At 71.0% G+C, this 23,611-nt stretch carries 24 protein-coding genes; 14 read left to right on the top strand and 10 right to left on the bottom strand.

The window, feature by feature from the left end; genetic code table 11:
- Nucleotides 1-36: 36 nt before the first annotated feature.
- The 3 genes from ABGB14_RS21930 (at nucleotide 37) to ABGB14_RS21920 (ending at nucleotide 3,192) form a co-directional block, all read left to right on the top strand.
- A complete protein-coding gene (locus tag ABGB14_RS21930; protein WP_347645668.1) occupies nucleotides 37-1,200 on the top strand; it encodes an AI-2E family transporter in 1,164 nt (387 codons plus the stop codon).
- Between the two features lie 10 nt (nucleotides 1,201-1,210).
- Nucleotides 1,211-1,825, top strand: coding sequence for a disulfide bond formation protein DsbA (locus tag ABGB14_RS21925; protein WP_347645667.1), 615 nt, complete (start codon nucleotides 1,211-1,213; stop codon nucleotides 1,823-1,825).
- A 74-nt stretch (nucleotides 1,826-1,899) separates the two neighbouring features.
- Nucleotides 1,900-3,192: an ArsB/NhaD family transporter gene (locus ABGB14_RS21920; protein ID WP_347645666.1), complete on the top strand. Its 1,293-nt coding sequence runs from the start codon at nucleotides 1,900-1,902 to the stop codon at nucleotides 3,190-3,192.
- Nucleotides 3,193-3,235: 43 nt separating this feature from the next.
- Here the strand turns inward: ABGB14_RS21920 and ABGB14_RS21915 are convergent, their stop codons facing one another.
- From ABGB14_RS21915 to ABGB14_RS21900, 4 genes are read right to left on the bottom strand one after another with little or no spacing between them, the layout of a single operon-like run.
- A complete protein-coding gene (locus ABGB14_RS21915; protein WP_347645665.1) occupies nucleotides 3,236-3,694 on the bottom strand; it encodes a nuclear transport factor 2 family protein in 459 nt (152 codons plus the stop codon).
- Between the two features lie 24 nt (nucleotides 3,695-3,718).
- The gene (locus ABGB14_RS21910; protein ID WP_347645664.1) at nucleotides 3,719-6,019 is read right to left on the bottom strand and encodes a xanthine dehydrogenase family protein molybdopterin-binding subunit; all 2,301 of its coding nucleotides are present in this window, start codon (nucleotides 6,017-6,019) and stop codon (nucleotides 3,719-3,721) included.
- Nucleotides 6,016-7,023, bottom strand: coding sequence for a xanthine dehydrogenase family protein subunit M (locus ABGB14_RS21905; RefSeq protein ID WP_347645663.1), 1,008 nt, complete (start codon nucleotides 7,021-7,023; stop codon nucleotides 6,016-6,018). The genes ABGB14_RS21910 and ABGB14_RS21905 overlap by 4 nt, the downstream gene beginning before the upstream one ends.
- Nucleotides 7,020-7,508 (bottom strand): 2Fe-2S iron-sulfur cluster-binding protein, encoded by a 489-nt coding sequence (locus ABGB14_RS21900; protein WP_347645860.1) that lies wholly within the window; start codon nucleotides 7,506-7,508, stop codon nucleotides 7,020-7,022. The genes ABGB14_RS21905 and ABGB14_RS21900 overlap by 4 nt, the downstream gene beginning before the upstream one ends.
- 117 nt (nucleotides 7,509-7,625) lie before the next feature.
- On the opposite strand from ABGB14_RS21900, the gene ABGB14_RS21895 reads away from it, so the two are divergent.
- Nucleotides 7,626-8,273 carry a TetR family transcriptional regulator gene (locus ABGB14_RS21895; RefSeq protein ID WP_347645662.1) on the top strand — a complete coding sequence of 216 codons (648 nt, stop codon included), beginning with the start codon at nucleotides 7,626-7,628 and terminating at the stop codon, nucleotides 8,271-8,273.
- Between the two features lie 178 nt (nucleotides 8,274-8,451).
- Complete coding sequence (locus ABGB14_RS21890) at nucleotides 8,452-10,050, top strand: cellulase family glycosylhydrolase (RefSeq protein WP_347645661.1); 1,599 nt, start codon at nucleotides 8,452-8,454, stop codon at nucleotides 10,048-10,050.
- A gap of 152 nt (nucleotides 10,051-10,202) precedes the next feature.
- On the opposite strand, the gene ABGB14_RS21885 is transcribed toward ABGB14_RS21890, so the two are convergent.
- The 5 genes from ABGB14_RS21885 to ABGB14_RS21865 form a co-directional block, all read right to left on the bottom strand.
- Nucleotides 10,203-10,688, bottom strand: coding sequence for a BTAD domain-containing putative transcriptional regulator (locus ABGB14_RS21885; protein ID WP_347645660.1), 486 nt, complete (start codon nucleotides 10,686-10,688; stop codon nucleotides 10,203-10,205).
- A gap of 129 nt (nucleotides 10,689-10,817) precedes the next feature.
- A complete protein-coding gene (locus ABGB14_RS21880; protein WP_347645659.1) occupies nucleotides 10,818-12,650 on the bottom strand; it encodes a beta-L-arabinofuranosidase domain-containing protein in 1,833 nt (610 codons plus the stop codon).
- Nucleotides 12,643-13,407, bottom strand: a complete 765-nt coding sequence (locus tag ABGB14_RS21875; protein WP_347645658.1) for a carbohydrate ABC transporter permease — start codon at nucleotides 13,405-13,407, stop codon at nucleotides 12,643-12,645. Before ABGB14_RS21875 ends, ABGB14_RS21880 begins: the two co-directional genes overlap by 8 nt.
- A complete protein-coding gene (locus ABGB14_RS21870; RefSeq protein WP_347645657.1) occupies nucleotides 13,404-14,318 on the bottom strand; it encodes a sugar ABC transporter permease in 915 nt (304 codons plus the stop codon). The genes ABGB14_RS21875 and ABGB14_RS21870 overlap by 4 nt, the downstream gene beginning before the upstream one ends.
- The gene (locus ABGB14_RS21865; protein WP_347645656.1) at nucleotides 14,315-15,574 is read right to left on the bottom strand and encodes a sugar ABC transporter substrate-binding protein; all 1,260 of its coding nucleotides are present in this window, start codon (nucleotides 15,572-15,574) and stop codon (nucleotides 14,315-14,317) included. Before ABGB14_RS21865 ends, ABGB14_RS21870 begins: the two co-directional genes overlap by 4 nt.
- Nucleotides 15,575-15,684: 110 nt before the next feature.
- Between ABGB14_RS21865 and ABGB14_RS21860 the strand changes: the two genes are divergently transcribed.
- From ABGB14_RS21860 to ABGB14_RS21825, 8 genes are all read left to right on the top strand, one after another.
- Nucleotides 15,685-16,698, top strand: a complete 1,014-nt coding sequence (locus ABGB14_RS21860) for a LacI family DNA-binding transcriptional regulator (protein ID WP_347645655.1) — start codon at nucleotides 15,685-15,687, stop codon at nucleotides 16,696-16,698.
- Nucleotides 16,699-16,827: 129 nt separating this feature from the next.
- Nucleotides 16,828-17,838, top strand: a complete 1,011-nt coding sequence (locus tag ABGB14_RS21855) for a LacI family DNA-binding transcriptional regulator (RefSeq protein ID WP_347645654.1) — start codon at nucleotides 16,828-16,830, stop codon at nucleotides 17,836-17,838.
- Between the two features lie 327 nt (nucleotides 17,839-18,165).
- A complete protein-coding gene (locus ABGB14_RS21850) occupies nucleotides 18,166-18,969 on the top strand; it encodes an alpha/beta hydrolase (RefSeq protein ID WP_347645653.1) in 804 nt (267 codons plus the stop codon).
- A 33-nt stretch (nucleotides 18,970-19,002) separates the two neighbouring features.
- Entirely contained in the window at nucleotides 19,003-19,449 is a 447-nt protein-coding gene (locus ABGB14_RS21845) for a YdeI/OmpD-associated family protein (protein WP_347645652.1), read from the top strand.
- Between the two features lie 87 nt (nucleotides 19,450-19,536).
- Nucleotides 19,537-19,854, top strand: coding sequence for a DUF3140 domain-containing protein (locus tag ABGB14_RS21840; protein ID WP_132591350.1), 318 nt, complete (start codon nucleotides 19,537-19,539; stop codon nucleotides 19,852-19,854).
- A gap of 3 nt (nucleotides 19,855-19,857) precedes the next feature.
- Nucleotides 19,858-20,208 (top strand): nuclear transport factor 2 family protein, encoded by a 351-nt coding sequence (locus ABGB14_RS21835; RefSeq protein ID WP_347645651.1) that lies wholly within the window; start codon nucleotides 19,858-19,860, stop codon nucleotides 20,206-20,208.
- Between the two features lie 37 nt (nucleotides 20,209-20,245).
- On the top strand, nucleotides 20,246-20,458 hold the full coding sequence (locus tag ABGB14_RS21830) for a hypothetical protein (protein ID WP_347623622.1): 213 nt from the start codon (nucleotides 20,246-20,248) through the stop codon (nucleotides 20,456-20,458).
- Nucleotides 20,459-20,592: 134 nt separating this feature from the next.
- On the top strand, nucleotides 20,593-21,531 hold the full coding sequence (locus ABGB14_RS21825; RefSeq protein ID WP_347645650.1) for a beta-ketoacyl-ACP synthase III: 939 nt from the start codon (nucleotides 20,593-20,595) through the stop codon (nucleotides 21,529-21,531).
- A gap of 104 nt (nucleotides 21,532-21,635) precedes the next feature.
- On the opposite strand, the gene ABGB14_RS21820 is transcribed toward ABGB14_RS21825, so the two are convergent.
- Entirely contained in the window at nucleotides 21,636-22,238 is a 603-nt protein-coding gene (locus ABGB14_RS21820) for a TetR family transcriptional regulator (protein WP_347645649.1), read from the bottom strand.
- Nucleotides 22,239-22,303: 65 nt separating this feature from the next.
- Between ABGB14_RS21820 and ABGB14_RS21815 the strand changes: the two genes are divergently transcribed.
- On the top strand, nucleotides 22,304-23,602 hold the full coding sequence (locus ABGB14_RS21815; protein ID WP_347645648.1) for an NAD(P)/FAD-dependent oxidoreductase: 1,299 nt from the start codon (nucleotides 22,304-22,306) through the stop codon (nucleotides 23,600-23,602).
- Nucleotides 23,603-23,611: the final 9 nt, after the last annotated feature.

The raw sequence follows: 23,611 nt of genomic DNA, 5'->3' as shown, positions 1-23,611 counted from the left end.
CGTGGAGTCCCGCCCATTCGGGGCAGAGATGATGGTGTGAAGAACCTCAAGCTTGGTCGGGAGCCCCTGTGGGGGCTGGTGCCGCCGCTGCTGGCCAGGATGGCCGCGTGGAGCGCGTGCCTGATCCTCATCGGCGTGGTGGCCAACTACCTGATCGGCGTGGTGGCGGCGATGCGCCTCATCGCGCTGCCCGTGGCGGTCGCGCTGCTGCTCACGGCGCTGCTCTTCCCGCTGACCAAGCGCCTGGGCGAGGCGGGCATGCGACCGATCTACGCCACGTGGGTGACGATGCTCGTCGCGCTCGCCGTGCTGGCCGCGACGGGCTGGATCATCGGTGTACGCGGCAACGAGGAGTTCCCCGGCCTGGTCAGGCAGGTCCAGGAGACCGCGAAGACCGTGGAGGGCTGGCTCTACAGCGGCCCGCTGCGCCTGGAGCCCAACCAGCTCAGCCAGTGGGTCGAGGACGTCGCGGCCCTGATCAGGGCGCAGCAGCAGCAGATCACCACCACGGTGCTCCAGGGCACCATGGTGGTGCTCGAGGTGCTGGCCTCCATCGTGCTGCTGCTGTTCGTGACGTTCTTCCTGCTGAAGGACGGCGACCGGATCTGGGGCTGGTTCCTCAAGGGGTTCGGTACGGCGGCGCCGCGGGTCGACAGGGCGGGACGGACGGCCTGGGCGACGCTCTCGCATTACGTGCACGGCACGGTGGCCGTGGCGGCGGTGCACGGCATCGTCATGGGCATCGTGCTGGCGGTCATGAGGGTTCCGCTCTGGCCGGCGCTCGCCCTGCTGATCTTCCTGGCGAGCTTCGTCCCCATCGTCGGCATCTTCTTCGCCGGGGCGGTCGCGACGCTGGTCACGCTCGGATCCAGGGGCCCCGTCTATGCGCTGATCTTCGTCGGCATCCTGGTGGTGGAGCAGCAGCTCGAGAACCACGTGCTGCAGCCGCTGATCGTCGGCAGGGTGCTGCGCTTCCACCCGCTGGCCATCATCATCGTGCTGGCCGTCGGCGGCATCCTGGCGGGCATCGCGGGCGCGGTCGTCGCCGTGCCGATCGCCGCGATCCTCTACCGGTCGGTACCCGAGCTCCTCCGTGACCCGCCGCCCGAGCCGCCGCCTCCCAAGCCGGAGGGGAAGGAGCCGTCGCATCTCAGGCCTGCCGTGCCGGGGGACGGCGAACCGCCCGCCGGCAAGAACTAGGGTCTACCGCGTGATCGCCGACATCTGGTTCGACCCGTCCTGCCCCTACACCTGGGTGACCTCCCGCTGGTTGCTGGAGGTGCGGAAGGTCCGGCAAGTCGAGGTGCGCTGGCACGTCATGAGCCTGTCCGTGCTCAACGAGGGCCGCGACGACGACCCCGAGGGCGACCCCGAGGGTTACCTGTGGGTCCCGGTGCGCGTGTGCGCGGCGGTCCGGCGGCATCACGGCCAGGAGGCGCTGGGCCGGTTCTACACCGCGCTGTGGACCACCGGCGACGGCGGCGACTGGATCGGCGACCTGCGCGCGGCGCTGGAGAGCGCGGGGCTCCCGGCCGGGCTGGCCGAAGCCGGCTTGTCCACCGACTACGACGACGACGTGCGGGCCTCGCACGCCGAGGGCATCGCCCTGGTCGGCGAGCACGTGGGCACGCCGATCGTGGCCGTCACGGGCACGGGCGACGGCCCGGGCGGCGGCGGGCGGATCGCGTTCTTCGGCCCGGTCGTGTCGCGCGTCCCGCGCGGCGAGGACGCCGGCCGGCTGTGGGACGGCACGCTGCTGGTGGCGGGCACCCCGGGCTTCCACGAGCTGAAGGGCGGGCCGCACCAGGAGCCGGTGCTCGGCTGAAGCCTCCGCGGGCCCTGTGATCAGGGTTGATAACGTGTGTCTCCGGCGGTCCTGTCACCGACTCTGGAGTTCGTTTGACCGTTACGGCCTGGGTGGCGGTGGCCGCGTTCCTGTGCGCGTACACGTTGATCGCCACCGAGAAGGTGCACCGGGTCACGGCGGCGCTCGGCGGCGCGGCGATCATGCTGGCGATCCACGCCACCGACGCGGGCTCGGCGTTCTTCAGCGAACATTCCGGCATCGACTGGAACGTGATCTTCCTGCTCCTCGGCATGATGATCATCGTCGGGGTGCTGAAACAGACCGGCGTCTTCGAGTTCCTGGCCATCTGGGCGGCCAAACGGGCCAAGGGCCGGCCGTTCCGCCTCATGGCGCTGCTGATCGTGATCACGGCGTGCGCGTCGGCGCTGCTCGACAACGTGACCACCGTGCTGCTGATCGCGCCCGTGACGTTCCTGGTGTGCGAGCGGCTGGCGCTGCCCGTGGCCCCCTACCTGATCGCCGAGGCGCTGGCGTCGAACATCGGGGGCGCGTCCACGCTCGTCGGCGACCCGCCGAACATCATCATCGCCAGCCGCGGCGGCCTGACCTTCAACGACTTCCTCGTCCACATGGCGCCGCTCATCGTGGTGCTGGTGGCGGTGTTCATCGGGCTGTGCAGGTGGTTGTTCAGGTCGGCGTTCACGTACGACCCCGAGCGGGCCGCGGAGATCATGACGTTGAACGAGCGGGAGGCCATCGCCGACCACCGGCTCCTGCGGCAGTCGCTGGCCGTGCTGGTGCTGGTGATGGCGGCGTTCGTGCTCCATCCCGTGCTGCACTACGAGCCGTCCGTGGTCGCGTTGCTCGGCGCGGGCGTGCTGGTCGCGGCCACCCGGGTGACGACCGAGGAGGCCATCCGCGAGGTCGAGTGGCCGACGCTGGTGTTCTTCGCGGGGTTGTTCGTCATGGTCGGGGCCCTGGTGGAGACCGGGGTCATCGGGATGGTCTCGGAGGCGGCGGCGCAGGCCACCGGCGGGCGGCTGGCGCTGTCGGCGATGGTGCTGCTGTGGGGTTCGGCCGTGCTGTCGGCCGTCGTGGACAACATCCCGTACGTCGCCACCATGAGCCCCATCGTGGCCGAGCTCGTCCAGGCCGCGGGCGGCGGCGAGTCGGCGCAGGTGTTGTGGTGGGCCCTGGCCATCGGCGCCGACCTGGGCGGCAACGCGACGGCCGTCGGGGCGGCGGCCAACGTCGTCATCCTCGGCATCGCCGCCCGCAACGGCACCCCGATCAGCTTCTGGCAGTTCACGAAGTACGGGCTGGTCGTCACGTTCGTGACCGTGGCGCTGTCGACGCCGTACCTGTGGCTGCGTTACCTCACCTGAGCGGGCCTCGCCCGCGCGGGCCCTCACCTGCGCGGGCGCGCCCTCACTGGAGCGGCAGGACGTCCACGCCGTGCTCGGCCTCGCCGCGCGGGCCGAAGATGCGCCGCTCGGCCTCCGTGATGCGCACGTCGTTGATGCTGGCCTCCCTGCGCCGCATCAGGCCCGACGCGTCGAACTCCCACTGCTCGTTGCCGTAGCTGCGCCACCACTGCCCGGTGGCGTCGCGCGACTCGTACTGGAAGCGCACCGCGATGCGGTCGCCCAGCACCGCCCACAACTCCTTGCGCAGCGCGTAGTCGAGCTCCCTCGCCCACTTGCGGCGCAGGAACTCGACGATCTGGTCGCGGCCGGTCACGAACTCGTCGCGGTTGCGCCACACCGAGTCCTCGGTGTAGGCGCCCGCGACCTTCTCGGGGTCGCGGGTGTTCCAGGCGTCCTCGGCGGCCTGCACCTTGACGCGGGCGCTCTCCTCGGTGAACGGCGGGACGGGCGGGCGGGACATGGGCGCCTCCTTCTCCACGGAAGCCTAGCCTGGGCGGCCCGGCGAACCGTGGACCTCCAGCAGCTTGTCGAGGGTGATGGGCAGGTCGACGACCCGCCTGCCGGTGGCGTGCCTGACGGCGTTCGCGACCGCGGCGGCGACCCCGGTGATGCCCACCTCCCCGATCCCGAGCAGCCCCAGAGGCGTCGTCGGGTCGGGCACGTCCAGCCACTGCACGTCGATGCGGGGGATGTCGGCGTGCACGGGCACGAGGTACTCGGACAGGCTCGGGTTCATGACGCGGCCGGTGCGCGGGTCCACCTGGGTCGCCTCCGACAGCGCCATGCCGATGCCCATCACGATGCCGCCGCGCAGCTGCGCCGCCGCGGTCTTCGCGTTGATCACCCGGCCGACGTCGAACACTCCCAGCCAGCGCGACACGCGTACCTCTCCGGTGTCCCGGTCGACGCGCACCTCGCAGAAGTGGGCGCCGCTCGCGCCCTTCACCCAGCGCCTGCGCTCGTTCAGGGTCCTCGCCAGGAACTTCAGCATGCCCGTCCCCCCACCCGCCTCCAGGTGGTCGCGTCCCGCGCGGGCCAGGATCGCCGTGTACGTCTCGCCGCGCCCGCCGTGGTGGAGACCGCCGTCGCGGGCCTCCAGCTCGGCCAGCCTGCGCCCGCGCAACGGCGAGTCGGGGGCCCGCCGCGCCAGGGCGAGCGCCGACTCCTTGAGCTTGCGGCAGGCGTCCAGCACCCCGGCCGCGGCGCTGGCCGTCTGCGCCGACCCGCCCGCCCCCGGCCCGGCGGGCAGCTCGGAGTCGCCGATCTCCACGCGTACCGCCTCCAGCGGAACGCCCAGCTCGTCCGCGGCGATCTGGGCCTGCACGGTGGCCGCGCCGACGCCGATCTCCTGGAGGGCGCACCGCACCACGACCGTGCCGTCCGCGGCGAGCCGCACTGTGACACTGGCCGGCATCGTCAACGACGAGTGGTACGCCGTGGCGACCCCCATGCCGACCAGCCAGCGGCCGTCCCGCATGGAGCCCGGCCGGGGGTCGCGCTCCCGCCACCCGAACCGCTCCGCCCCCAGCTCGTACGCCTCGCGCAACATCCGGTGCGTGAACCGCTTGCCGTCCATCGGGTTGCGCGCGGGCTCGTTGCGCCTGCGCAGCTCGATCGGGTCGATGCCCAGCTCGCAGGCCAGCTCGTCCATGGCCGACTCCAGCGCGAAGGAGCCGACGGAGTCGCCGGGGGCGCGCATGGCCGTGTTGGCGAGCAGATCGAGCTGGACGATGCGCTGCCGCAGGTGGATGGTGGCGGCGTCGTAGAGGTGCTGGGAGGACGAGATCACCCCTTCCGGCATGCCGCCGATCCGCCCGGTCGTGGCGACGCTGGTGTGGATCAGCGCGGTCAGGTCACCGTTGGCGCCGGCCCCCAGCGCGACCCGCTGCACGGTGGGGGTGCGGCCGCCCACCGTGCGGTAGACGCCCTCCCTGGTGAGGGCGAGCCGTACGGGGCGGGCGGTCGCGCGGGCGGCCAGCACGGCGAGCAGCGTGCCCGCCCACACGAAGCCCTTGCCGCCGAACCCGCCGCCCACGTAGGGGGAGAGCACCCTGATCGCCCGCTCGGGGATGCCGAACCTCAGCGCAAGGTGGGCGCGCAGCCAGGCGATGTTCTGCGTGCTCTCGTGCACCGTCAGGTGGTCGCCGTCCCACACGGCGATCGTGGCGTGCGGCTCCATCGCGTTGTGGTGCTCCGGCGGCGTGGTGAAGCGCAGGTCCACCGAGACCGGGGCGGCGGCGAGCGCGGCCACCGCGTCGCCCTTGTCGCCGCCGGCCGGCTGCAGCACGTTGCCCTTCTGCGGCTGCGCGTTCGGCTCCTCGGCCGCGAAGTCCACCACGGCGGGCAGCTCGCGGTACGCGACCCGCACCAGGGACGCCGCGTGCCTGGCGGTCTCGGGCGTCTCGGCCACCACGACCGCCACCGGCTGGCCGTTCCAGTGCACCTCGTCCGTGCCCAGGTAGGGGACCGACGTGCCGGAGGCCAGCGAGCTGGGGTTCATCAGGCTGGTCTTCGGCGCCGGCTTCATGGGCGGGGCGTTCTCGTGGGTGAGCACCTCGATGACGCCGGGCACGGCCCGCGCGGCCTCGGTGTCGATGGCCTCGATGCGGCCCCTGGCGACCGTGGCGTGGACGAGCGCGGCGTGGGCCATTCCCGGATAGCGGTGCTCAGCCGCGTAGCGGGCCTCGCCGGTGGTCTTGGCCCGGCCGTCGACCCGGTCGACCGGGCGTCCGACGTGCTTGACGGTGTCCTGCCGCTGCTCGGTCTCGGCGAATTTCGTGGTCATGCCCTGTCCTTTCCCGGGCCCTCTCCGGTGTTCAGCTCGCGCAGCGTGGCCACGATCGTGGCGCGCGCCAGGTGGACCTTGAACGCGTTGCCCGGCCGGACATCGGCCCCGGCGAGCTCGGCCTCGGCCGCGCGGGTGAAGGACTCCTCGCTCGCCGGCCCGCCGAGCAGGATCCGCTCCGCCTCGTGCGCCCGCCACGGCTTGGCCGCGAGCCCGCCCAGCGCCAGCCGCGCCGCCGTCACCGTGCCGTCCCGCACCTCCAGCGCCGCCGCCACGGAGACCAGGGCGAACGCGTACGACGCCCGGTCGCGCACCTTGCGGTAACGGGAGCGGGCCGCGACCGGGGCGGGCGGCAGCTCCACCGCCGTGACCAGCTCGTCGGGGGCCAGCTCCGTCTCGATCTCCGGTGTGTCACCGGGCAACCGGTGGAAGTCCGTCATGGGGATGCGCCGCGTCCCGCGTACGCTCTCCACCTCGATCACGGCGTCGAGCGCGGCCAGCGCCACGCACATGTCGGAGGGGTGCGCGGCGATGCAGCTGCCGCTGACGCCGAGGACGGCGTGCGACCGGTTGAACCCGCCGAGCGCGTCGCAGCCGCGGCCCGGCTCGCGCTTGTTGCAGGCGGCGGCGTGGTCGTAGAAGTAGGGGCAGCGGGTGCGCTGGAGCAGGTTGCCGCCGACGGTCGCCATGTTGCGGAGCTGGGCCGAGGCCCCGGAGAGGAGCGCCTGTGACAACACCGGGAAGCGGGCGCGCACCCGCTCGTCGGCCGCGAGCGTGCTGTTGCGCACCAGCGCGCCGATCCGCAGGCCGCCGCCGGGCAGCTCACCGACCGTGTCGAGGGGCAGGCCGGTGACGTCGACGACGGTGTCCGGCTGCTCGACGCCCTCGCGCATGAGGTCGACCAGGTTGGTGCCGCCGCCGAGGAACTTCGCGCCCGGCTCGTCGGAGATCGCGCGGACGGCGCCGGTGACGTCGGCGGGCTTGACGTACGCGAACGGCTTCACCGTGCCTCCTGACCCGCGACGTCCTTGATGGCGTCGACGATGCCGTTGTAGGCGCCGCAGCGGCACAGGTTGCCGCTCATGCGCTCCCTGATCTCGGCCTCGCTGAGCTCTCCCGGCCGCTCGGTCACGGCGCTGGGCATGCCCGCGCGGTGTTCGGCCAGCATGGCGACCGCCGAGCAGATCTGGCCGGGTGTGCAGTAGCCGCACTGGAGCCCGTCGTGCCGGATGAACGCCGCCTGCATCGGGTGCAGGTCATCGCCGGTCGCCAGGCCCTCGATCGTGGTGATCTCCTTGCCGTCGTACTGGACGGCCAGGGCCAGGCAGGCGTTGATGCGCACGCCGTCGGCGAGCACCGTGCAGGCGCCGCAGGCGCCCTGGTCGCAGCCCTTCTTGGGGCCGGTGACGCCGAGCCGGTCGCGCAGGGCGTCGAGCAGGCTGACCCACGGCTCGACGTCGAGGGACTCGGCGGCGCCGTTCACCCGCATCCGTATCTCGGTCACGCGCTTCCTTCCGTCGGAACCGTTGTCCCGGCGACGCTAACAGAACGACGTTTCGTTAACAAGAGAACGACGTTCTTTTAACCAGGCGTATGCTGGGCGACGATGACGCGGACCTTCATGCGGGCCAGGCGGCCGGAGCACAAGCAGCAGCGGCGCGAGGCGATCCTCGCCGCCGCGCGCGAGCTCGCCGCCGCGTCCGGCGTGCGCAACGTCAGCCTGGGGGCGGTCGCGGAGGCGGTCGGGCTGGCCAAGTCCAACGTCGTACGCTATTTCGGCACCCGGGAGGAGATCTACCTCGTCCTCGCCTGCGAGGAGTGGCAGCGGTGGGCGGACGCGGCCACCGACCGGCTGCGCACGGCCCGCGACACGGCCGACGTGGCGGCGGCGCTGGCCGACACCATCATCGACCAGCCGCTCTTCTGCGACCTGCTCAGCCATTCGAGCACCAGCCTGGAGCACAACGTGTCGGTCGCCGCGGCCCGCGAGTTCAAGATCACGGCGCTGCGCACGGCCGCCGACCTGGGCGCGCAGGTCGGCCGCGCCACGGGGCTGACCGACCGCGAGGGCATGGAGCTCGTCTCCGCCGCCGCGGGGCTGGCCGGCATGCTCTATCCCGCCGCCAACCCGCCCCCCACGATGGCCGAGCTCTACGCCCAGGATCCCGAGCTCGCCGCGCACTGCCCCCAGCTGCGGCCCAGCCTCCTCCGCGCCCTCATGGCGCTGGCCGCCGGGCTGCCCACGCTCAGATGAAACTTTCAGCCCAGGACCGCCGGCGCGCGCCGGGCCGGGCGCGGCGTCTTCCCATGTAGGGGCCCTTCCCCCGCGCCCGGGAGTGCGTGCCGCCTCCCGGCCACCGCTGTACACGAGGACCGGATCCGCAGACCATGCCGGTTACATAACCGGTTAACCCCAGCGGAAAGGCACCCTCATGACCAACCGGCTCGGGCTCGTGGCCGCGGCGTTCCTGTCGCTCCTCGTCTCGATGATCGTCGCCCCCGTTCCCGCGCACGCCGCGACCGGGCTCCGGGTCAGCGGCACCAGGATCGTGGAGGCCAACGGGAACCCGTTCGTCATGCGCGGCGTCAGCCACGCGCACACCTGGTTCACCAGCCAGACCGGCTCCTTCGCCGGCATCAAGTCGCTGCGGGCCAACACGGTCCGGGTGGTGCTGAGCGGCGGCAGATGGACCCCCAACGACGCCACCGACGTGGCCAACGTCGTCTCCCTGTGCAGACAGAACCGGTTAATATGCGTGCTCGAAAACCACGACACGACCGGCTACGGCGAGCAGGGCGGCGCGTACACGCTCAGCCAGGCCGTCGACTACTGGAGCAGCGTCAGGAGCGCGCTCACCGGGACCGAAGACTTCATCGTCATCAACATCGGCAACGAGCCCTACGGCAACTCCAACGTCTCCGCCTGGACCAGCGCGACCACCGACGCGATCACCCGGATGCGCGGCCTCGGCTTCGACCACCTGCTCATGGTGGACGCGCCCAACTGGGGCCAGGACTGGCAGTTCACCATGCGTGACAACGCCGCGACCGTCGCCGCCGCCGACCCCCAGGACAACACGGTCTTCTCCATCCACATGTACGGCGTCTTCGACACGGCCGCCGAGATCACCGCCTACCTCGGCGCCTTCCAGTCGGCCGGCCTGCCGCTGGTGATCGGCGAGTTCGGGCACGACCACTCCGACGGCAACCCGGACGAGGACACGATCATGTCCGAGGCCCGGTCGCGCGGCGTCGGCTACATCGGCTGGTCGTGGAGCGGCAACGGCGGCGGCGTCGAATACCTCGACATGGTGAACAACTTCAACGCCTCCAGCCTGACCTCCTGGGGCGAGCGCATCTTCAACGGCGCCGACGGCATCGGGCAGACCTCACGCGAGGCGACGTTCTTCGGCGGCGGCACCGGCGACGACACCACCGCGCCGACCACCCCCGGCACCCCGTCGGCCACGAACGTGACCGCGAGCGGCGCCACCCTCCGCTGGACGGCCGCCACCGACTCCGGCGGCTCCGGCCTGGCCGGCTACGACGTCTACCGCGAGCAGGGCGGCACCGACGCCCTGCTCGGCAGGACCGCCACGAACACGATCACGCTGACCGGGCTCAGCGCCGCGACGGAGTACCAGGTGTACGTGCGCGCCCGCGACGGCGCGGGCAACCTGTCCGGCAACTCCCCCACGACCACGTTCACCACGTCGTCCGGCGGCGGCTGCACGGCCACCGGCACCGTCCAGAGCCAGTGGGGCGGCGGCTACGTCACGCAGGTCGCCGTCACCAACGGCGGCTCCTCCGCCATCAGCGGCTGGGCCGTCACCTTCACGCTGCCCGCCGGGCACACCGTCACCGGCTCGTGGAACGCCACGCTGAGCGTCAGCGGGCAGACCGTCACGGCGCGGAACGCCGGCTACAACGGCAGCCTGGCCGCCGGCGGCTCCACCAGCTTCGGCTTCCAGGCCGGCCGTCCCGGCGGCGACACGGCCACGGCGGGCTCCTACACCTGCACCGCATCCTGACCGCCCACCGCGCCCTCTTCCCGTCGCCGATCGTGTCCCCGCCGCGTTTCCGCCCGGCGGGGACACGATCGGCGACACCGCGATTGACGAACCATTCAACAATGCAAAGATAATTGAAATTTCGCGATGTATCACTATTGTATCGGCGGTCGCTAGCATGCCGAATCCACCCGCACATCGGGTTTCGAGTTCAATACCGCTGGCAACCCCTCACACACGAGAGACATCTTTATGGATGCTGCGCTCGCCGATATCACTGACGGCTTGTGGACATATTTGCTCATTCCCGTGGTCGTCCTCCTGGGGCTTTTCTTCACCATCCAGTCCAAGGGTGTGCAGTTCCGTATGTTCCCGGAGATGTTCCGGGCGGTGGTGCGGAAGTCGGCGCCGGACCGGGAAGGCACAAAACCGGTGTCGTCCTTCGGCGCCTTCACCATCTCCGCGGCGAGCTCGAGCGCGGCCAGCGGGCTGCCGCGCCACAGGTCGTCCGCAAGGCGGAACAGCTTCAGGGCGATCTCCGGGCGGCGCCGCTCAAGTGAGGACTCCGCCTGCCGTATCAGCTCGGTGAAGGTCAGCATGTCCGGCTCGTGCGGGCTGACCCTGTCGTTTTCCCGCGGCCAGCCGGACGGCCCGTCCACCCGCCCGTATGATCAGCGGCCCGAGGATGCCGAAACGCAATCCATCATCCCACATAAGGCAAAGACTACATAAACCTTGACAATTCCTATGTTCACGTGTCAGTTCTCCACATCCAGCACATCTCCAGGTCAGATCGGTAGCCAGACCCGCATGGTCGCGGGGCCGCGGTTGCCCCACCGGTGGTAGGGCACGAGCCGCAGCGTGACGTCCGCGCCGCCCGCCCGGCCGCCGGCGACCGGCGCGTACGGCCAGCCGCCGTCGCCCCCCGAGCCGAGCGCCGCCGCCACCTCCAGCTCGACCACGCCGTCCATCTCGCGCTCCACGGGCGGCCCGACCCGCGCGGCCAGGTCGCCGAGCGGCGGCTCGTCGGCCACCGACTCCGCGCAGTAGACCAGTGGCCCTCGCTCGACCGCGGCGCTCCCCCGCAGCGCGTCGATCCGCCGGTCGGGGAACGTCCACCGGGGCGCCATCGGCAGCTCCAGCCGGATCTCGTCGCCGGCCCGGCACGGCCCCTCCACGGAGACGTAGCCGGGAGAGGCCGGCCTGACCGCGGGGTCGCCGGGAGGCGGCGCTCCGGGAGCCGGCGCGGGCACGTGCACGATCGTCGCGCCCGAAGCCCAGGCCGGCACGCGCAGCGTGATGCCTCCAGGACCGCCCTCCAGCACCCGCACGCGCACCGAGCCGGTCCACGGGTAGCCGGTCTCGACCCTGACCGCCAGCCGCCCGTGCCGGATCTCCGACGGCGTGAGGTGGTGGATCTGGATCCCGCCGGCCGAGGAGGTCGCGATGTAGGCGGGCAACGACGCCATCGTGCGGGCGATGTTGTTCGGGCAGCAGGACACGTCGAACCACGGCGAGCGCAGCCCGCCTTCGGGAGCGTGGTTGACGCCCTCCAGCGGTACCGCGGGCACCCGCACCTGCAGCGGGTTGGCGTAGAAGAACGACCGGCCGTCCAGGGCGACCCCCGTGGCCAGCATGTTGTACAGCGTGCGCTCGGCCAGGTCGGCGTACCGGGCGTCGCCGGTGGCCAGCAGCAGCCGGTGCGACAGCATGATGGAGGCGATGCTCGCGCACGTCTCGTTGTAGGCCCGGTCCGGCGGCAGCTCGTAGTCCTCGCCGAACGACTCGTCGGCGTGCCGCGACCCCATCCCGCCGGTCAGGTGGGTGCGCCGCGCGACCGTGCGCTCCCACTGCGCCTCGACCGCCTTGAGCAGCTCCTCGTCGCCGGTCTCGACGGCCACGTCCACCACGCCCGAGGCGAGGTAGAGCGCGCGGACCGCATGGCCGCGGAACACCTGCGCCCGCCTGACGGGCAGGTCGTCCTGGTAGTAGGCGCGGCCGAAGGGGATGTCCGCCAGCGAGGGCAGGCCGCGCCGCTCGACGAAGCGGCGGGCCATCTCCAGGTAACGCTCGGTCCCGGTCGCGCGGTAGAGCTCGACGAGGGCCATCTCGATCACGGGGTGCCCGCACGTCTCCGTGCCCTCCATGAAGCGGCGGCACACGTGGTCGGCGGCCCTGACGGCGACCTCCGTGAGCCGGTCCTCGCCATGCACGCGCAGCCGGGCGACCCCGGCCTGGATGAGGTGGCCGTAGCAGTAGAGCTCGTGCCCCCACGCGAAGTCGGTGTAGCGGCTGCCGGACCAGCGGGTGTTGAGGTAGCCGTCGCCCTCCTGGGCCCGGGCCACGGTCTCCGCCAGCGCGGGCAGCCCCGGATGGTCCGCCCAGGCCATGGCCTCCAGCAGCTTGTAGATCTCCGAGTCGCTGAACTCCCGGCCCCGGCGGGGGCGCTCGCCGCGGAAGTTGCCTATCCAGCCTTCGCGTTCCTCCCATTCCTGGCAGTGGGCGATGGTGACCTCGCGGTTCAGCGCGACCCGGTCACCCCAGAAACCGGGCGACAGCCGTACCGCGTCGAGGCCGAGCGGGGAGAGGACGCCCGATGAGGGCACGACGGGGTCAGCCACGCAGAGCTCCTGACATGAATCCGCGCACGTAGTGGCGCTGCAGCACGATGAAGAGGATGAGACAGGGGATCGCCATGACCATGACGCCCGACTGGAGCATGCCGTAGTCGATCGCGCCCATGGTCTGCGACGTCATGCTGACCACGGCCACCGGCAGGGTGAACGACGCGCCGTCGTTCAGCAGGATGAGCGGTGCGAAGAAGTCGTTCCACGAGGCGAGGAACGCGAACAGGCCCACCGTGACCAGCGCGGGCCGCACGGCGTGCAGCAGAATTCTGGAGAAGGCCGTGAACGTGCCGCAGCCGTCCACCAGCGCGGCCTCCTCCAGCTCGCGCGGCACCGCCTCGAACGCGTTGCGCATCATGAACAGCGCGAACGGCAGCTGGAACATCACGAAGACCAGCGAGAGCCCGGCCAGGGAGTTCTGCAGGCCGAGATAGCCGAGCAGGACGTAGAGCGGGATCAGGATCGTCGCGTACGGCACCATGAGGATCGCCAGCGTGGCCAGGAACAACAGGTTCTTGCCCGGGAAGTCGAAGCGGGCGAAACCGTAGCCGCCGAGCGCCGAGACGGCCAGCGTGCCCGCCACCGTCATGAACGACACCAGCACGCTGTTGGTCGCGTACGTGCCGACGCCCTCGCCGAAGCGGGCCATCTCCAGGTAGTTGGACGGCTCCTCCAGCGACGCGTACCCGCTCCACACCAGCGGGAACAGGAACAGCACCGCCAGGGCGGACAGCGTGAGATACCGGCTCACCGAAGCCTCCGCATCATCAGCGTGTTGAGCCCGACGAGGGCCACGAGCAGCACGACCGACATCGCCGCCGCGCCGCCGAGGTCGAAGCGGAAGAACGCGGCCCGGTAGATGACCATGACCATGGAGACCGTGCTGTTGTCGGGGCCGCCGTTGGTGAAGACGAAGAACTGGTCGAAGGCCAGCAGCGAGCCCGTGACGCTGAGGATCAGCATGAGCGCCAGCGTCGGGCGCAGCAGCGGCAGGGTGATCTTGGTGAAGATCTGCCGGCGACCGGCCCCGTCGCTCCTCGCGGCCTCGTAGACCTCGACGGGGATCGCCTGCAGGCCGGTCAGCAGGATGAGCATGTTGAACCCGGCGAAGCGCCAGAGCACCAGCGCGATCGTGGAGAACAGCGCCATGTCGGGCGTGCCGATCCACCTGACGGGCTCGCTGGTGATGCCCAGCGCCTGCAGCATGGGGTCGATGGGGCCGAAGTCGTTGTTCAGCATGCCGTAGAACAGCAGCCCGGCGGCGGCGAAGCCGACGGCCCCCGGCAGGAAGAACGCGGTCCTGAAGAAGCCGATGCCCGGCCCGCGCTCCTGCACGAGCAGGGCGAGGCCGAGCGCGACGGCCGACAGCAGGACCGTGGTGATCGCGGTGTACTTGAGCGTGAAGAACACCGCGTCGACGAAGAGCGCGTTGTCGGCGATCTTGAGGTAGTTGCCGGGGGCGTTGAACCGGGCAGGGCCGAGCAGCGGCCAGCGGTTCAGCGACATCCAGACGACCAGCACCAGGGGGGCGACGAACAGCACGCCCACGATGGCGGCGGTCGGGGCCGCGTAGAGCCAGCCCTGCGCCTTCCTGCTCCGCCACCGTGCGGGCGGAGCCGGGCGGGCCGGCCGCCGCAGGGATCGGGCGCTCGTCAACGTCATTGTTGCAGCGACTTCGTGATCTCGGCGTTGAGCTGGGAGATCTTCGAGGCGTCACCGAACACCGCCTCGCGGGCCAGCCGCAGCCACGGCCCCTGCGGGTCGTTGAAGGTCTGGCCGAAGCGCAGCGCGTACGGCGTCCGGCCCTTGGCGACCAGCGAGTTGATCAGCTCCACGCGCGGGTCCTCGGCGGAGTACTTGTTGCCGGCCAGGTCCGTGCGGGCGACCACGTCCTTGTTCTTGGCCATGATCTCGACCTGCGCCTCGTCGGAGACCGTCCAGGACAGGAACTCCCAGGCCGCGTCCGCGTGCTCGGAGGTGGCGGAGACGCCGATGGAGTCGCCGCCGACGAACGTCGACTCGCCGCCGTCGGGCCCGGCGATCGCGGTGACGCCGATCTTCATGTCCTCGGGCATCAGGCCGAGCATGGTCGAGGGCATCGGCATGACGCCTATCTCGCCCTTGGGGAAGAAGCCGGTCCAGGTCGGCCCCTGCTCCTCCTTGGTCGTCGGGCCCGTGACCTTGTTCTCGTACAGCTCGCGGTAGATCTTGAAGACCTCGGTCATGGCCGGCCGGTCGTTGAGGGAGGTGGTGCCCTCGGGGTTCATGACCTGCCCGCCTGCCGCCCACACCGACGGCCAGAACGTGAACACGTAGCAGCCGCCGCAGTTGCCGCCGAAGAAGGTGCCGTGCACCTTGCCTTCCTTGCCGAGCTTGTCCTGGATGGTGGTGGCGTGCTCGGCGAACTCCTTCAGGGTCGCGGGCCCCTTCTCCGGATCGAGCCCGGCCTTGGTGTAGAGGTCCTTGTTCCAGAACCAGACCGACAGGTCGAGCGTGTGCGGGAGGGTGTACTGCCGGCCGTCGAGGGTGCCGAGCCTCATGTGCGAGGGCGCGAGATCGTCCTTGTAGGGCAGGGCCGCGATCCTGTCGGTGACGTCCATGAACAGGCCCTGGGAGGTGTAGTTCGGGACGAAGATGACGTCGGCCGCGAAGACGTCGGGAAGCTGCTTGGCGCCGGCCGCGGCGGCGATGCGTGGCTGGTAGTTGTCGGTCGGTATGACGGTGAGCTTGACCTGGTTCTTGTGACTGCTGTTGTAGGCCTTGACCAGGCGCTCGCTCTGCGCCTGGGTGGCCGCGCGGGTCCACATGGTGATCGTCACGGGACCGTCCGCCGGTTGCGAGCCGCCGCCGCTGCCGCAGGCCGCTGCTGTGAGCGCTAACACGCCGAGGAGTGAGATCCCGGCCAGCCTTCGTCTCATGATGTGCTCCTGGACTTAAAGGTTTTCGGAAACGTAGAAGAAACATGACCCCATGTCAATGGGTGTTAGGGTGCTATGCAGTTCACAGGTGACGAAAAGGGTTTCGAAACATGGCGGGTAAGCGGGCGACCATCAATGATGTGGCCTCGCTGGCGGGGGTTTCGATCGCCACGGCGTCCAAGGCGCTCAACGGGCGCCAGGATGTGCGGGCGGCGACGCGCGAGCGCGTGCTCGCCGCCGCGGCGGAGCTCTCCTTCCAGCCGAACGCCCTGGCCAGAGGGCTGCTGTCCGGGCAGACCCGCACGGTCGGGCTGCTGACCTCCGACAGCGTCGGACGGTTCGGCATCCCGGTGCTGCTCGGCGCGGAGAACGCGTTCGGGGCCGGCGAGATGGCCGTGCTGCTCTGCGACGCGCGCGGCGACGCGATCAGGGAGCAGCACCACGTGCGCGCGCTGCTCTCACGCCGGGTCGACGGGCTGATCGTGGTGGGCGAGAGCACCGACCCGCGCCCCTCGGTGAGCAAGGACCTGCCGGTCCCCGTCGTCTACGCCTACGGCCCGTCGGAGGACCCCGCCGACGTGTCGTTCGTGCCCGACGACGTGGGGGCGGCGGCGATGGCCGTCAACCACCTGCTGGCACTGGGCCGCCGCCGCATCGCGCACGTCACGGGCCCCGCGCACTACAAGGCGGCCCGCGACCGCGAGGAGGGGCTGCGCCTGGCGCTCGCGGAGGCCGGCCTTGAGCAGGCCGGGCAGACGCTGTCCGGGGCGTGGTCCCAGCGGTGGGGGCGGCACGCGGCCGAGATGTTGCTGATGGCCGAGCCGGAGATCGACGCGGTGTTCTGCGGCAGCGACCAGATCGCGGCCGGCTTCGTGGAGACCGCCCGCGAGCGCGGGCGGCGGGTGCCCGACGACATCGCGGTGGTGGGCTACGACAACTGGGAGGTGTTGTCCACGGAGACCCGGCCGGCGCTGACGACGGTCGACATGAATCTGGAACTGCTCGGGCGGACGGCGGCGCAGCACCTGTTCGCGGCCATCGACGGCAGGGCCACGCCCGGGGTGCACAAGATGCCCTGCCAGCTCGTGATCAGAGACTCCACCTCCCCGCCCGGCGTCTCCTGACCTCCGCCGGCGACAGCGCATGTGACGTACCTGGCTTAAACGGTTAATGTCTCCTCCGGAGGCACACAGGGCAGCTGGATGCCGGTGGCCTACAGTGGAGAGGGTTATCCGGTTCAGGAGAGGACGTCCGTGAAGCGACCGACGATCGCCGACATCGCCAGCCGGGCGGGAGTGTCCAAGGTGGCGGTCTCCTACGCGCTCAACGGGCAGCCCGGGGTGTCGGAGGCGACGCGGGCCAGGATCATCGCCATCGCCGACGAGATCGGCTGGCGGCCCAACAGCGCGGCCCGGGCGCTCAACGGCGCCAGGGCCAACTGCGTCGGCCTCGCGCTCTGCAGGCCCGCCCGCATCCTGGGCGTCGAGCCGTTCTTCATGGAGCTGATCTCCGGCATCGAGGGCGTGCTCGCCGACCGCTCCTACGCGCTGCTGCTCCAGGTCGTCACCAGCCACCAGCAGGAGAGCGAGGTCTACCGGCACTGGTGGGGCGAGAGCCGCATCGACGGCGCGTTCCTCGTCGACCTGCACTATGCCGACACCCGCGTGGCCGAGCTCGAGCGGCTCGGCATGCCGGTCGTGGTGATCGGCCACCCCTCGGAGTCCGGCTCGCTGTCGGCCGTCTGGTCCGACGACGGCGAGGCCGTCCGCGAGACCGTGGGCTACCTGCGGGCGCTCGGCCACCACCGCCTCGCGCGGGTCGCCGGGCTGCCCGAGCTCGTCCACACGACCGTGCGCGACCAGGCGTTCGCGCAGGCCTGCGAGGGCGTGGCCGAGCACGTCGTCGTGCACACCGACTACACCGGCGAGGAGGGCGCCAGGGCCACCAGGCGGCTGCTCAGCTCGCCCGACCGGCCGACGGCGATCGTCTACGACAACGACATCATGGCCGTGGCCGGCCTGTCGGTGGCGCAGGAGATGCGGGTGGAGGTGCCGCGCGACCTGTCCATCGTGGCCTGGGACGACTCGCCGCTGGCGCAGGTCGTCCGGCCGCCGCTGACCGCGCTCACCCGCGACATCCCCGCCTACGGCGCACACGCCGCCCAGCGGCTGCTCGCCCTCATCTCCGGCGAGAGCGTGCCCCCCTACCAGGATCAGGCGGCCGCGCTCACGCCGCGCGGCAGCACCGGACCCGCGCGCGCCTGACCGGCGCGAGTCCCATTCCCGCGATCCGGCGCGCCCGTCCCGCACGCCCCTGATCCGGACGCGCGGGCCCGCGCTCTCCGGCGCGGGCCCTCGTGCGCTTCCTGCCTGCGCGGGCCCCGTGCGCGCAGGTCCGCGGCGCGTGCCGCGGGTGCCAGGTGCGTGGCTGGCAGACCGCGCATTCCCGCCGCGGCACGCGCCGTCCCCTCCTTCGCGGCACATCCCGTCCGTACGGAGCGCCGGGCGGCGTTCCTGAATACGCCCGTGCCCGACCGAGATACGACCGTGACCTGCCTTGACAAATTTTTTTGTCGGCTCTACGTTCGACGCATGAGCACAGCACGTTCGGCCGACGGCACCACCATCGCCTACACCCGCGCCGGCCAGGGCCCCGCCGTCATCCTCGTGGACGGCGCGCTCAGCTTCCGCGCGCAGAGCATCAACACCGGCCTGGCCACCGCCCTGGCCGGCGACTTCACGGTCTACACCTACGACAGGCGCGGGCGAGGCGAGAGCGGCGACACCCCGCCGTACACGACGGAGCGCGAGATCGAGGACCTCGCCGCGCTCGCCGAGCTCGCCGCAGGGACGGGCGGCCCGGTGCGGCTGTACGGCACGTCGTCAGGGGCCGCCCTCGCGCTGGCCGCCGCCGACGCGGGAGTGCCGGTCGAGAAGCTGGCGCTGTACGAACCGCCCTTCATCGTCGACGGCACCCGCCCCGCCATCCCCGCCGGCTACGAGCGCACGCTGAACGATCTGGTGGCCGCCGGCCGCCGCGCCGACGCGGTGCGCTACTTCATGCGCACGGGCGTCGGGCTGCCGGGCATGGTCGTGACCATGATGCGGTTCATGCCGGCCTGGTCCACGCTCAAGTCGGTGGCGCACACGCTGCCGTACGACGCGGCGTTCGTGGCGCCGTACGAGAAGGGCGAGCCCTACCCCGAGTCGAGCTGGGCCGCGGTCAAGACGCCCACGCTCGTCATGGACGGCGGCAAGAGCAAGCCGTGGATCCGCAACGCCGCCAGGTCGCTGGCCGACCTGCTGCCCAGCGCCGAGCACCGCACGCTCGACGGCCAGACCCACATCGTCAAGCCGGCGGCGCTGGCGCCCGTGCTGACGGAGTTCTTCCGCTGACCTGCTCCCCCGCCCCTTTTCCGGAGGTATGTGATGAGGTTCCGCACCAGGATCGAGCTGGCCGGCAAGACCGCCACGGGCTTCGAGGTCCCGGCCGAGGTCGTCGAAGAACTCGGCGGCGGCCGGCGGCCCGCCGTGACCGTCACCATCGGCTCCCACTCCTACCGCAGCACGGTGGCGACGATGGGCGGGCGGTTCATGGTGCCCCTGAGCGCCGATAACCGGCAGGGCGCCGGGCTGTCCGCCGGCGACGAGGCCGAGGTGGACATCGCGGTCGACACCGCGCCCAGGCAGGTGTCGGTGCCGGCCGACCTGGCGGAGGCGCTCGGCCGAGCTCCCGAGGCCAGGACGTTCTTCGAAAGCCTGTCGTACTCACGGCAGAGGCGTTACGTGCTCCTCGTCGAGGGCGCGAAGAAGCCGGAGACCCGGCGGAGGCGCGTGGCCGACTCCGTCGCCAGGCTCGCCGACGGGGTGGCGTGACCGCACTCCCACGGGCCGCATGACCACCGCCCGACAGTGGCCTTGAGCAGGGGCGTAACGCGCGGGCTCGCGGGTAGGCGGGGCTCCATGACTGAGGGTTTCGACACCGAGATGTTGTGGGAAGAGTTCCACCGGACGGTCAACATGAACTCCGAGGAACTGCGCGCGCATCTGCTCGCCGACGCCTCCGACGAGGAGGGCTTCCCGCCCGACCCTGACCTGGGCATCGACGAGCTCGGCCGGGGTGTGCTGCACGTCCTGAGCAAGCGCAAGGGCGACCTGACCAGCGCCGATCTCGACGTGATGCGGCAGGTCGTCGACCTCGTCGAGACGATGGGTGACCGGACGGACGACGAGTCGCGGCGCGAGCTCATGTCCGTGGGTCACGATCCGTTGAGGGGATAGCACATGGTCGCGCCGCGCGCGTGGATCGAGGGGTACGTACGAGCCTGGAACTCCAACGATCCCGGCGACATCTCCGCGCTGTTCACCGAGGACGCCGTCTACTACACCGAGCCGTACAGCTCGCCCTGGCAGGGGCACGACGCGATCGTCTCGGGATGGCTGGCGCAGCAGGACAAGCCGGGCGATGCCACGTTCGAGTGGCATCCGGTGTGCGTGACGGACGACATGAGCATCATCCAAGGAGTCACGACATATCCGGATAAAACGTATAGCAACCTCTGGGTCATCCGTTTCGCGCCGGACGGGCGGTGCCGGGAATTCACCGAATGGTGGATGCTGCACGATGTCAAATGATGCAATGGCCCGAGCCGCCTTCACCCGAGGAGATCCGTTGAAAGACAACCTCGACCTCGCCGCGAGCGCCCAGCAGCTGGCCGACGCCGCCCCGACGGGATCGATCGACCGCGCCGCCGCCTCGTCCGTGGCCATCACACTCGCCACGACCCGCGACATCACCGACGCCAGGAAGACGCTGGACGGGCTCACCCCGGCAGAGGTGCGCACGGCGGCGCTCGCGATCTTCGACCGGTTGTCGGCGGACTAGTCCGGCAGGTTCACCACCCGGGACCGGCCGTCGAGAGGACACCGGCCCGCGATGCCCGCTGCCCCCGTCCGCAGCCGGGCCCCGGTCGAAGCCCTTCGTGTCGCTTCGCGGAGGCGGGAGCTATAGTCCGCCCCATGACTGGATCACGACTCGTCGCCACAGGTCACTACCAGCCCGCACAAATCCTTACTAATGGGGATTTAGCGACCATGGTGGACACCAACGACGAGTGGATCACCCAGCGGGTGGGGATCCGCACCAGGCACGTCGCCGGGCCCGACGAGAGCGTGTCCGACCTCGCCGCCAACGCCGCCGCCAAAGCCCTGGCCGGCAGCGGGCTCGACGCGTCCGACATCGACCTCGTACTCGTCGCCACCTGCACGCAGACCGAGCGCGCCCCCAACGTCGCCTCCCGCGTCGCCGCCGCGCTGGGAGTGCCCTCCCCCGCCCTGATGGACGTCGGCGTCTCGTGCTCGGGCTTCACCCACGCCCTGGCCGTCGCCGACCACACGATCCGCGCGGGCGCCGCGACGAACGCCCTGGTCGTGGGCGCCGAGAAGATGACCGCGGTCACCGACTGGACCGACAGGACCACGTGCGTGCTGACGGGTGACGGCGCGGGCGCGGCCGTGGTCAGCGCCGCTCCCGACGCGGAGATCGGACCGGTCGTGTGGGGGTCGGTCCCGGAGCTCGGCAGGTCCGTACGGATCGAGGGCACGCCCACACGCTTCTCCCAGGACGGCCAGAGCGTCTACCGCTGGGCCACCACCCGGCTCCCCGCGATCGCGCGGCAGGCGTGCGAACGCGGCGGCGTGACCCCCGAGGAACTGGCCGCTGTGGTGCTGCACCAGGCGAACCTGCGCATCATCGAGCCCATCGCCAAGAAGCTCGGCGCGGTCAACGCGATCATCGCGCGTGACGTGGTGGAATCGGGCAACACCTCTGCCGCGAGCGTACCGCTGGCGCTGTCGAAGCTCCTCGAACGCGGTGAGGTCCGCCGCGGGGCGCCGATCTTGCTGTTCGGCTTCGGCGGCAACCTGTCCTATGCGGGAATGATCGTCCGCTGCCCCTGACCTCACCCCGGCCTCGGCCGCACCCGCACACCCGGCGCCTGAGCGATGTGCCCGTCGAGCCGGTGAGAGGATCATCGATCCACCGCCCGCGCGCGGCGAGGGTCTTATGGAGCGGGAACGGTGCGCAGGTGGCCGACCAGTTTCCGGATCTCCCGCGCGTAACGCTCGGCGAACTCCGGTGAGGCCGGGTCGTCGTCCCAGACGGCGCGGATGAGCTGGGGGAAGGAGATGCCGGCCGCGGCCATGGAGAACAGCGCAACCAGGACGGCACCGGGGTCCAGGTCTGCGGGGAACTCGCCGTCCTGCTGGCGCCGGCGCAGGTGCTCGAGGTCACGGCGGACGTCGGCCACGAACGCCGGGTCGGGCGGGCCGTCGTCCGTGAGCCCCTGCCAGAGCATCAGCCTGCCGTAGTCGCGGCGGGAGGAGTTGGCCCGCACGTAGCCGGCGACCAGTTCGGCGAGCTCGGACGCGGGGTCCGCGAAGGTGCTCTCCTCCACGTGCCATCGTGCGTTCAGCGCCTGGTAGAGGCCCTCTTTGCCGCCGAAATAGTACGAGATCAGCTGCTTGTTGACGCCGGCTCTGGCGGCGATCTCGCCGACCCGCGCCCCCGCGAACCCCTTCGCGGCGAACTCCTCGAGCGCCGCCTGCAGGATGCGGGCCTTCGTGCGCTCGGGGTCGCGCTGCTTCTCCTCCGGTGCTCGTCTCATGGTCGGCAGATTATCATCCATCCGTTTGGTTGACAGAATCAGCCAAACGGATGACTATTGCTCGCATGACACCTCACATCGCGATCATCGGTGGCGGGATCGGCGGGCTCTGCCTGGCCCAGGGGCTGCGCAAAGCCGGTCTCGACGTGACCGTTCACGAGCGGGACCGCACCCCCTCCGACCGGCTGCAGGGCTACCGCGTGCACATCGACCCGCACGGCGCCCGCGCGCTGCATGACTGCCTGCCCTCCCACCTGTGGGAGGCCTTTCTGGCCACGACCGGACGGGGCGGCCAGGACTTCGGCTTCCTCACCGAACGGCTGAACCTGGTCGCACTGCTCGAAACGCCCAAGGCCGGCGACCCCGCCGACGACCACCACTCGGTCAGCCGCATCACGCTCAGGCAGGTGCTGCTGTCCGGCCTGGACGACGTCGTACGGTTCGGGAAGACGTACGAGCGGTACGAAAGGCTGCCTGACGGGCGGATCCGGCTCTTCTTCGCCGACGGCACCAGCGAGGACGCGGACATCGTGGTCGCCGCGGACGGCGGCAACTCGCGGGTCCGTGAGCAGCACCTGCCGCACGCCAGACGGGTGGACACCGGGATCACCACGGTCGCGGGCAAGTTCCCGCTCACCGACGCGACCAGGAGGCTCGTGGCCCCGCGACTGGCCGACGGGCCGAACACCATCATCCCGCCCAGGGGCATGGGCCTGTTCACGGCCCCGCACGACCTGGGCGAGGCCGTGACGTACGGCGGGATCGGGGTGACCGAGCAGGAGAGCGCGCTGATGGACAACACCAGCAGCTACATCCTGTGGGCGTTCGGCGCGACCGCCGGCCGCTTCTCGATGGATATTACGGAGATGTCGGGCTCACAACTTCAGGGCACCGTAGCCGGCATGATCAGCTCCTGGCACCCCGACCTGCGCAGGCTGGTCGACATGACCGACCCCGGCACCGTCACCCTCCTGCCGATCCGCACCTCGATCCCGATCGACCCGTGGCCGGCCTCCACCATCACCCTCATCGGCGACGCCATCCACAGCATGACCCCGATGCGTGGCATCGGCGCGAACACCGCCCTCCGCGACGCCCGCCTGCTCCGCGCCGAGCTGACGCGCGCGCTCGCGGGCTCGCGCACGGGCGCGACCTCCCGCGGGCCCACGAGCGGTGGCGACCCTGTCGCGGCCATCGCCCGCTACGAGGCCCGAATGCGCGAGTACGGCTTCGCCGCCGTACGCGACTCGTTGCGCTCGGCCGAGCAGTTCATCGGCGACAGCCGGGTGGCGCGCATGGGGTTCAAGGGCTTCCTGCGCCTGGTCCAGCGATTCCCCTCGCTCAAGGCCAAGGTCTTCTCCTGACCGCTGTTG

This window comes from Nonomuraea sp. B10E15, assembly GCF_039871615.1.
Classification (GTDB): Bacteria; Actinomycetota; Actinomycetes; order Streptosporangiales; family Streptosporangiaceae; genus Nonomuraea.
The sequence above is the reverse complement of the archived record's forward strand: the minus strand, read 5'-3'. Positions and strand labels throughout refer to the sequence as shown.

What these genes read in the sequence shown, in the direction of transcription:
- ABGB14_RS21870 (WP_347645657.1), bottom strand. Translation starts at nt 14,318, where the DNA reads ATGACGTTGACGAGCGCCCGATCCCTGCGGCGGCCGGCCCGCCCGGCT.
- ABGB14_RS21840 (WP_132591350.1), top strand. Translation starts at nt 19,537, where the DNA reads ATGACTGAGGGTTTCGACACCGAGATGTTGTGGGAAGAGTTCCACCGG.
- ABGB14_RS21895 (WP_347645662.1), top strand. Translation starts at nt 7,626, where the DNA reads ATGACGCGGACCTTCATGCGGGCCAGGCGGCCGGAGCACAAGCAGCAG.
- ABGB14_RS21890 (WP_347645661.1), top strand. Translation starts at nt 8,452, where the DNA reads ATGACCAACCGGCTCGGGCTCGTGGCCGCGGCGTTCCTGTCGCTCCTC.
- ABGB14_RS21845 (WP_347645652.1), top strand. Translation starts at nt 19,003, where the DNA reads ATGAGGTTCCGCACCAGGATCGAGCTGGCCGGCAAGACCGCCACGGGC.
- ABGB14_RS21900 (WP_347645860.1), bottom strand. Translation starts at nt 7,508, where the DNA reads ATGCGGGTGAACGGCGCCGCCGAGTCCCTCGACGTCGAGCCGTGGGTC.
- ABGB14_RS21865 (WP_347645656.1), bottom strand. Translation starts at nt 15,574, where the DNA reads ATGAGACGAAGGCTGGCCGGGATCTCACTCCTCGGCGTGTTAGCGCTC.
- ABGB14_RS21860 (WP_347645655.1), top strand. Translation starts at nt 15,685, where the DNA reads ATGGCGGGTAAGCGGGCGACCATCAATGATGTGGCCTCGCTGGCGGGG.
- ABGB14_RS21820 (WP_347645649.1), bottom strand. Translation starts at nt 22,238, where the DNA reads ATGAGACGAGCACCGGAGGAGAAGCAGCGCGACCCCGAGCGCACGAAG.
- ABGB14_RS21825 (WP_347645650.1), top strand. Translation starts at nt 20,593, where the DNA reads ATGACTGGATCACGACTCGTCGCCACAGGTCACTACCAGCCCGCACAA.
- ABGB14_RS21815 (WP_347645648.1), top strand. Translation starts at nt 22,304, where the DNA reads ATGACACCTCACATCGCGATCATCGGTGGCGGGATCGGCGGGCTCTGC.
- ABGB14_RS21910 (WP_347645664.1), bottom strand. Translation starts at nt 6,019, where the DNA reads ATGACCACGAAATTCGCCGAGACCGAGCAGCGGCAGGACACCGTCAAG.
- ABGB14_RS21915 (WP_347645665.1), bottom strand. Translation starts at nt 3,694, where the DNA reads ATGTCCCGCCCGCCCGTCCCGCCGTTCACCGAGGAGAGCGCCCGCGTC.
- ABGB14_RS21850 (WP_347645653.1), top strand. Translation starts at nt 18,166, where the DNA reads ATGAGCACAGCACGTTCGGCCGACGGCACCACCATCGCCTACACCCGC.
- ABGB14_RS21835 (WP_347645651.1), top strand. Translation starts at nt 19,858, where the DNA reads ATGGTCGCGCCGCGCGCGTGGATCGAGGGGTACGTACGAGCCTGGAAC.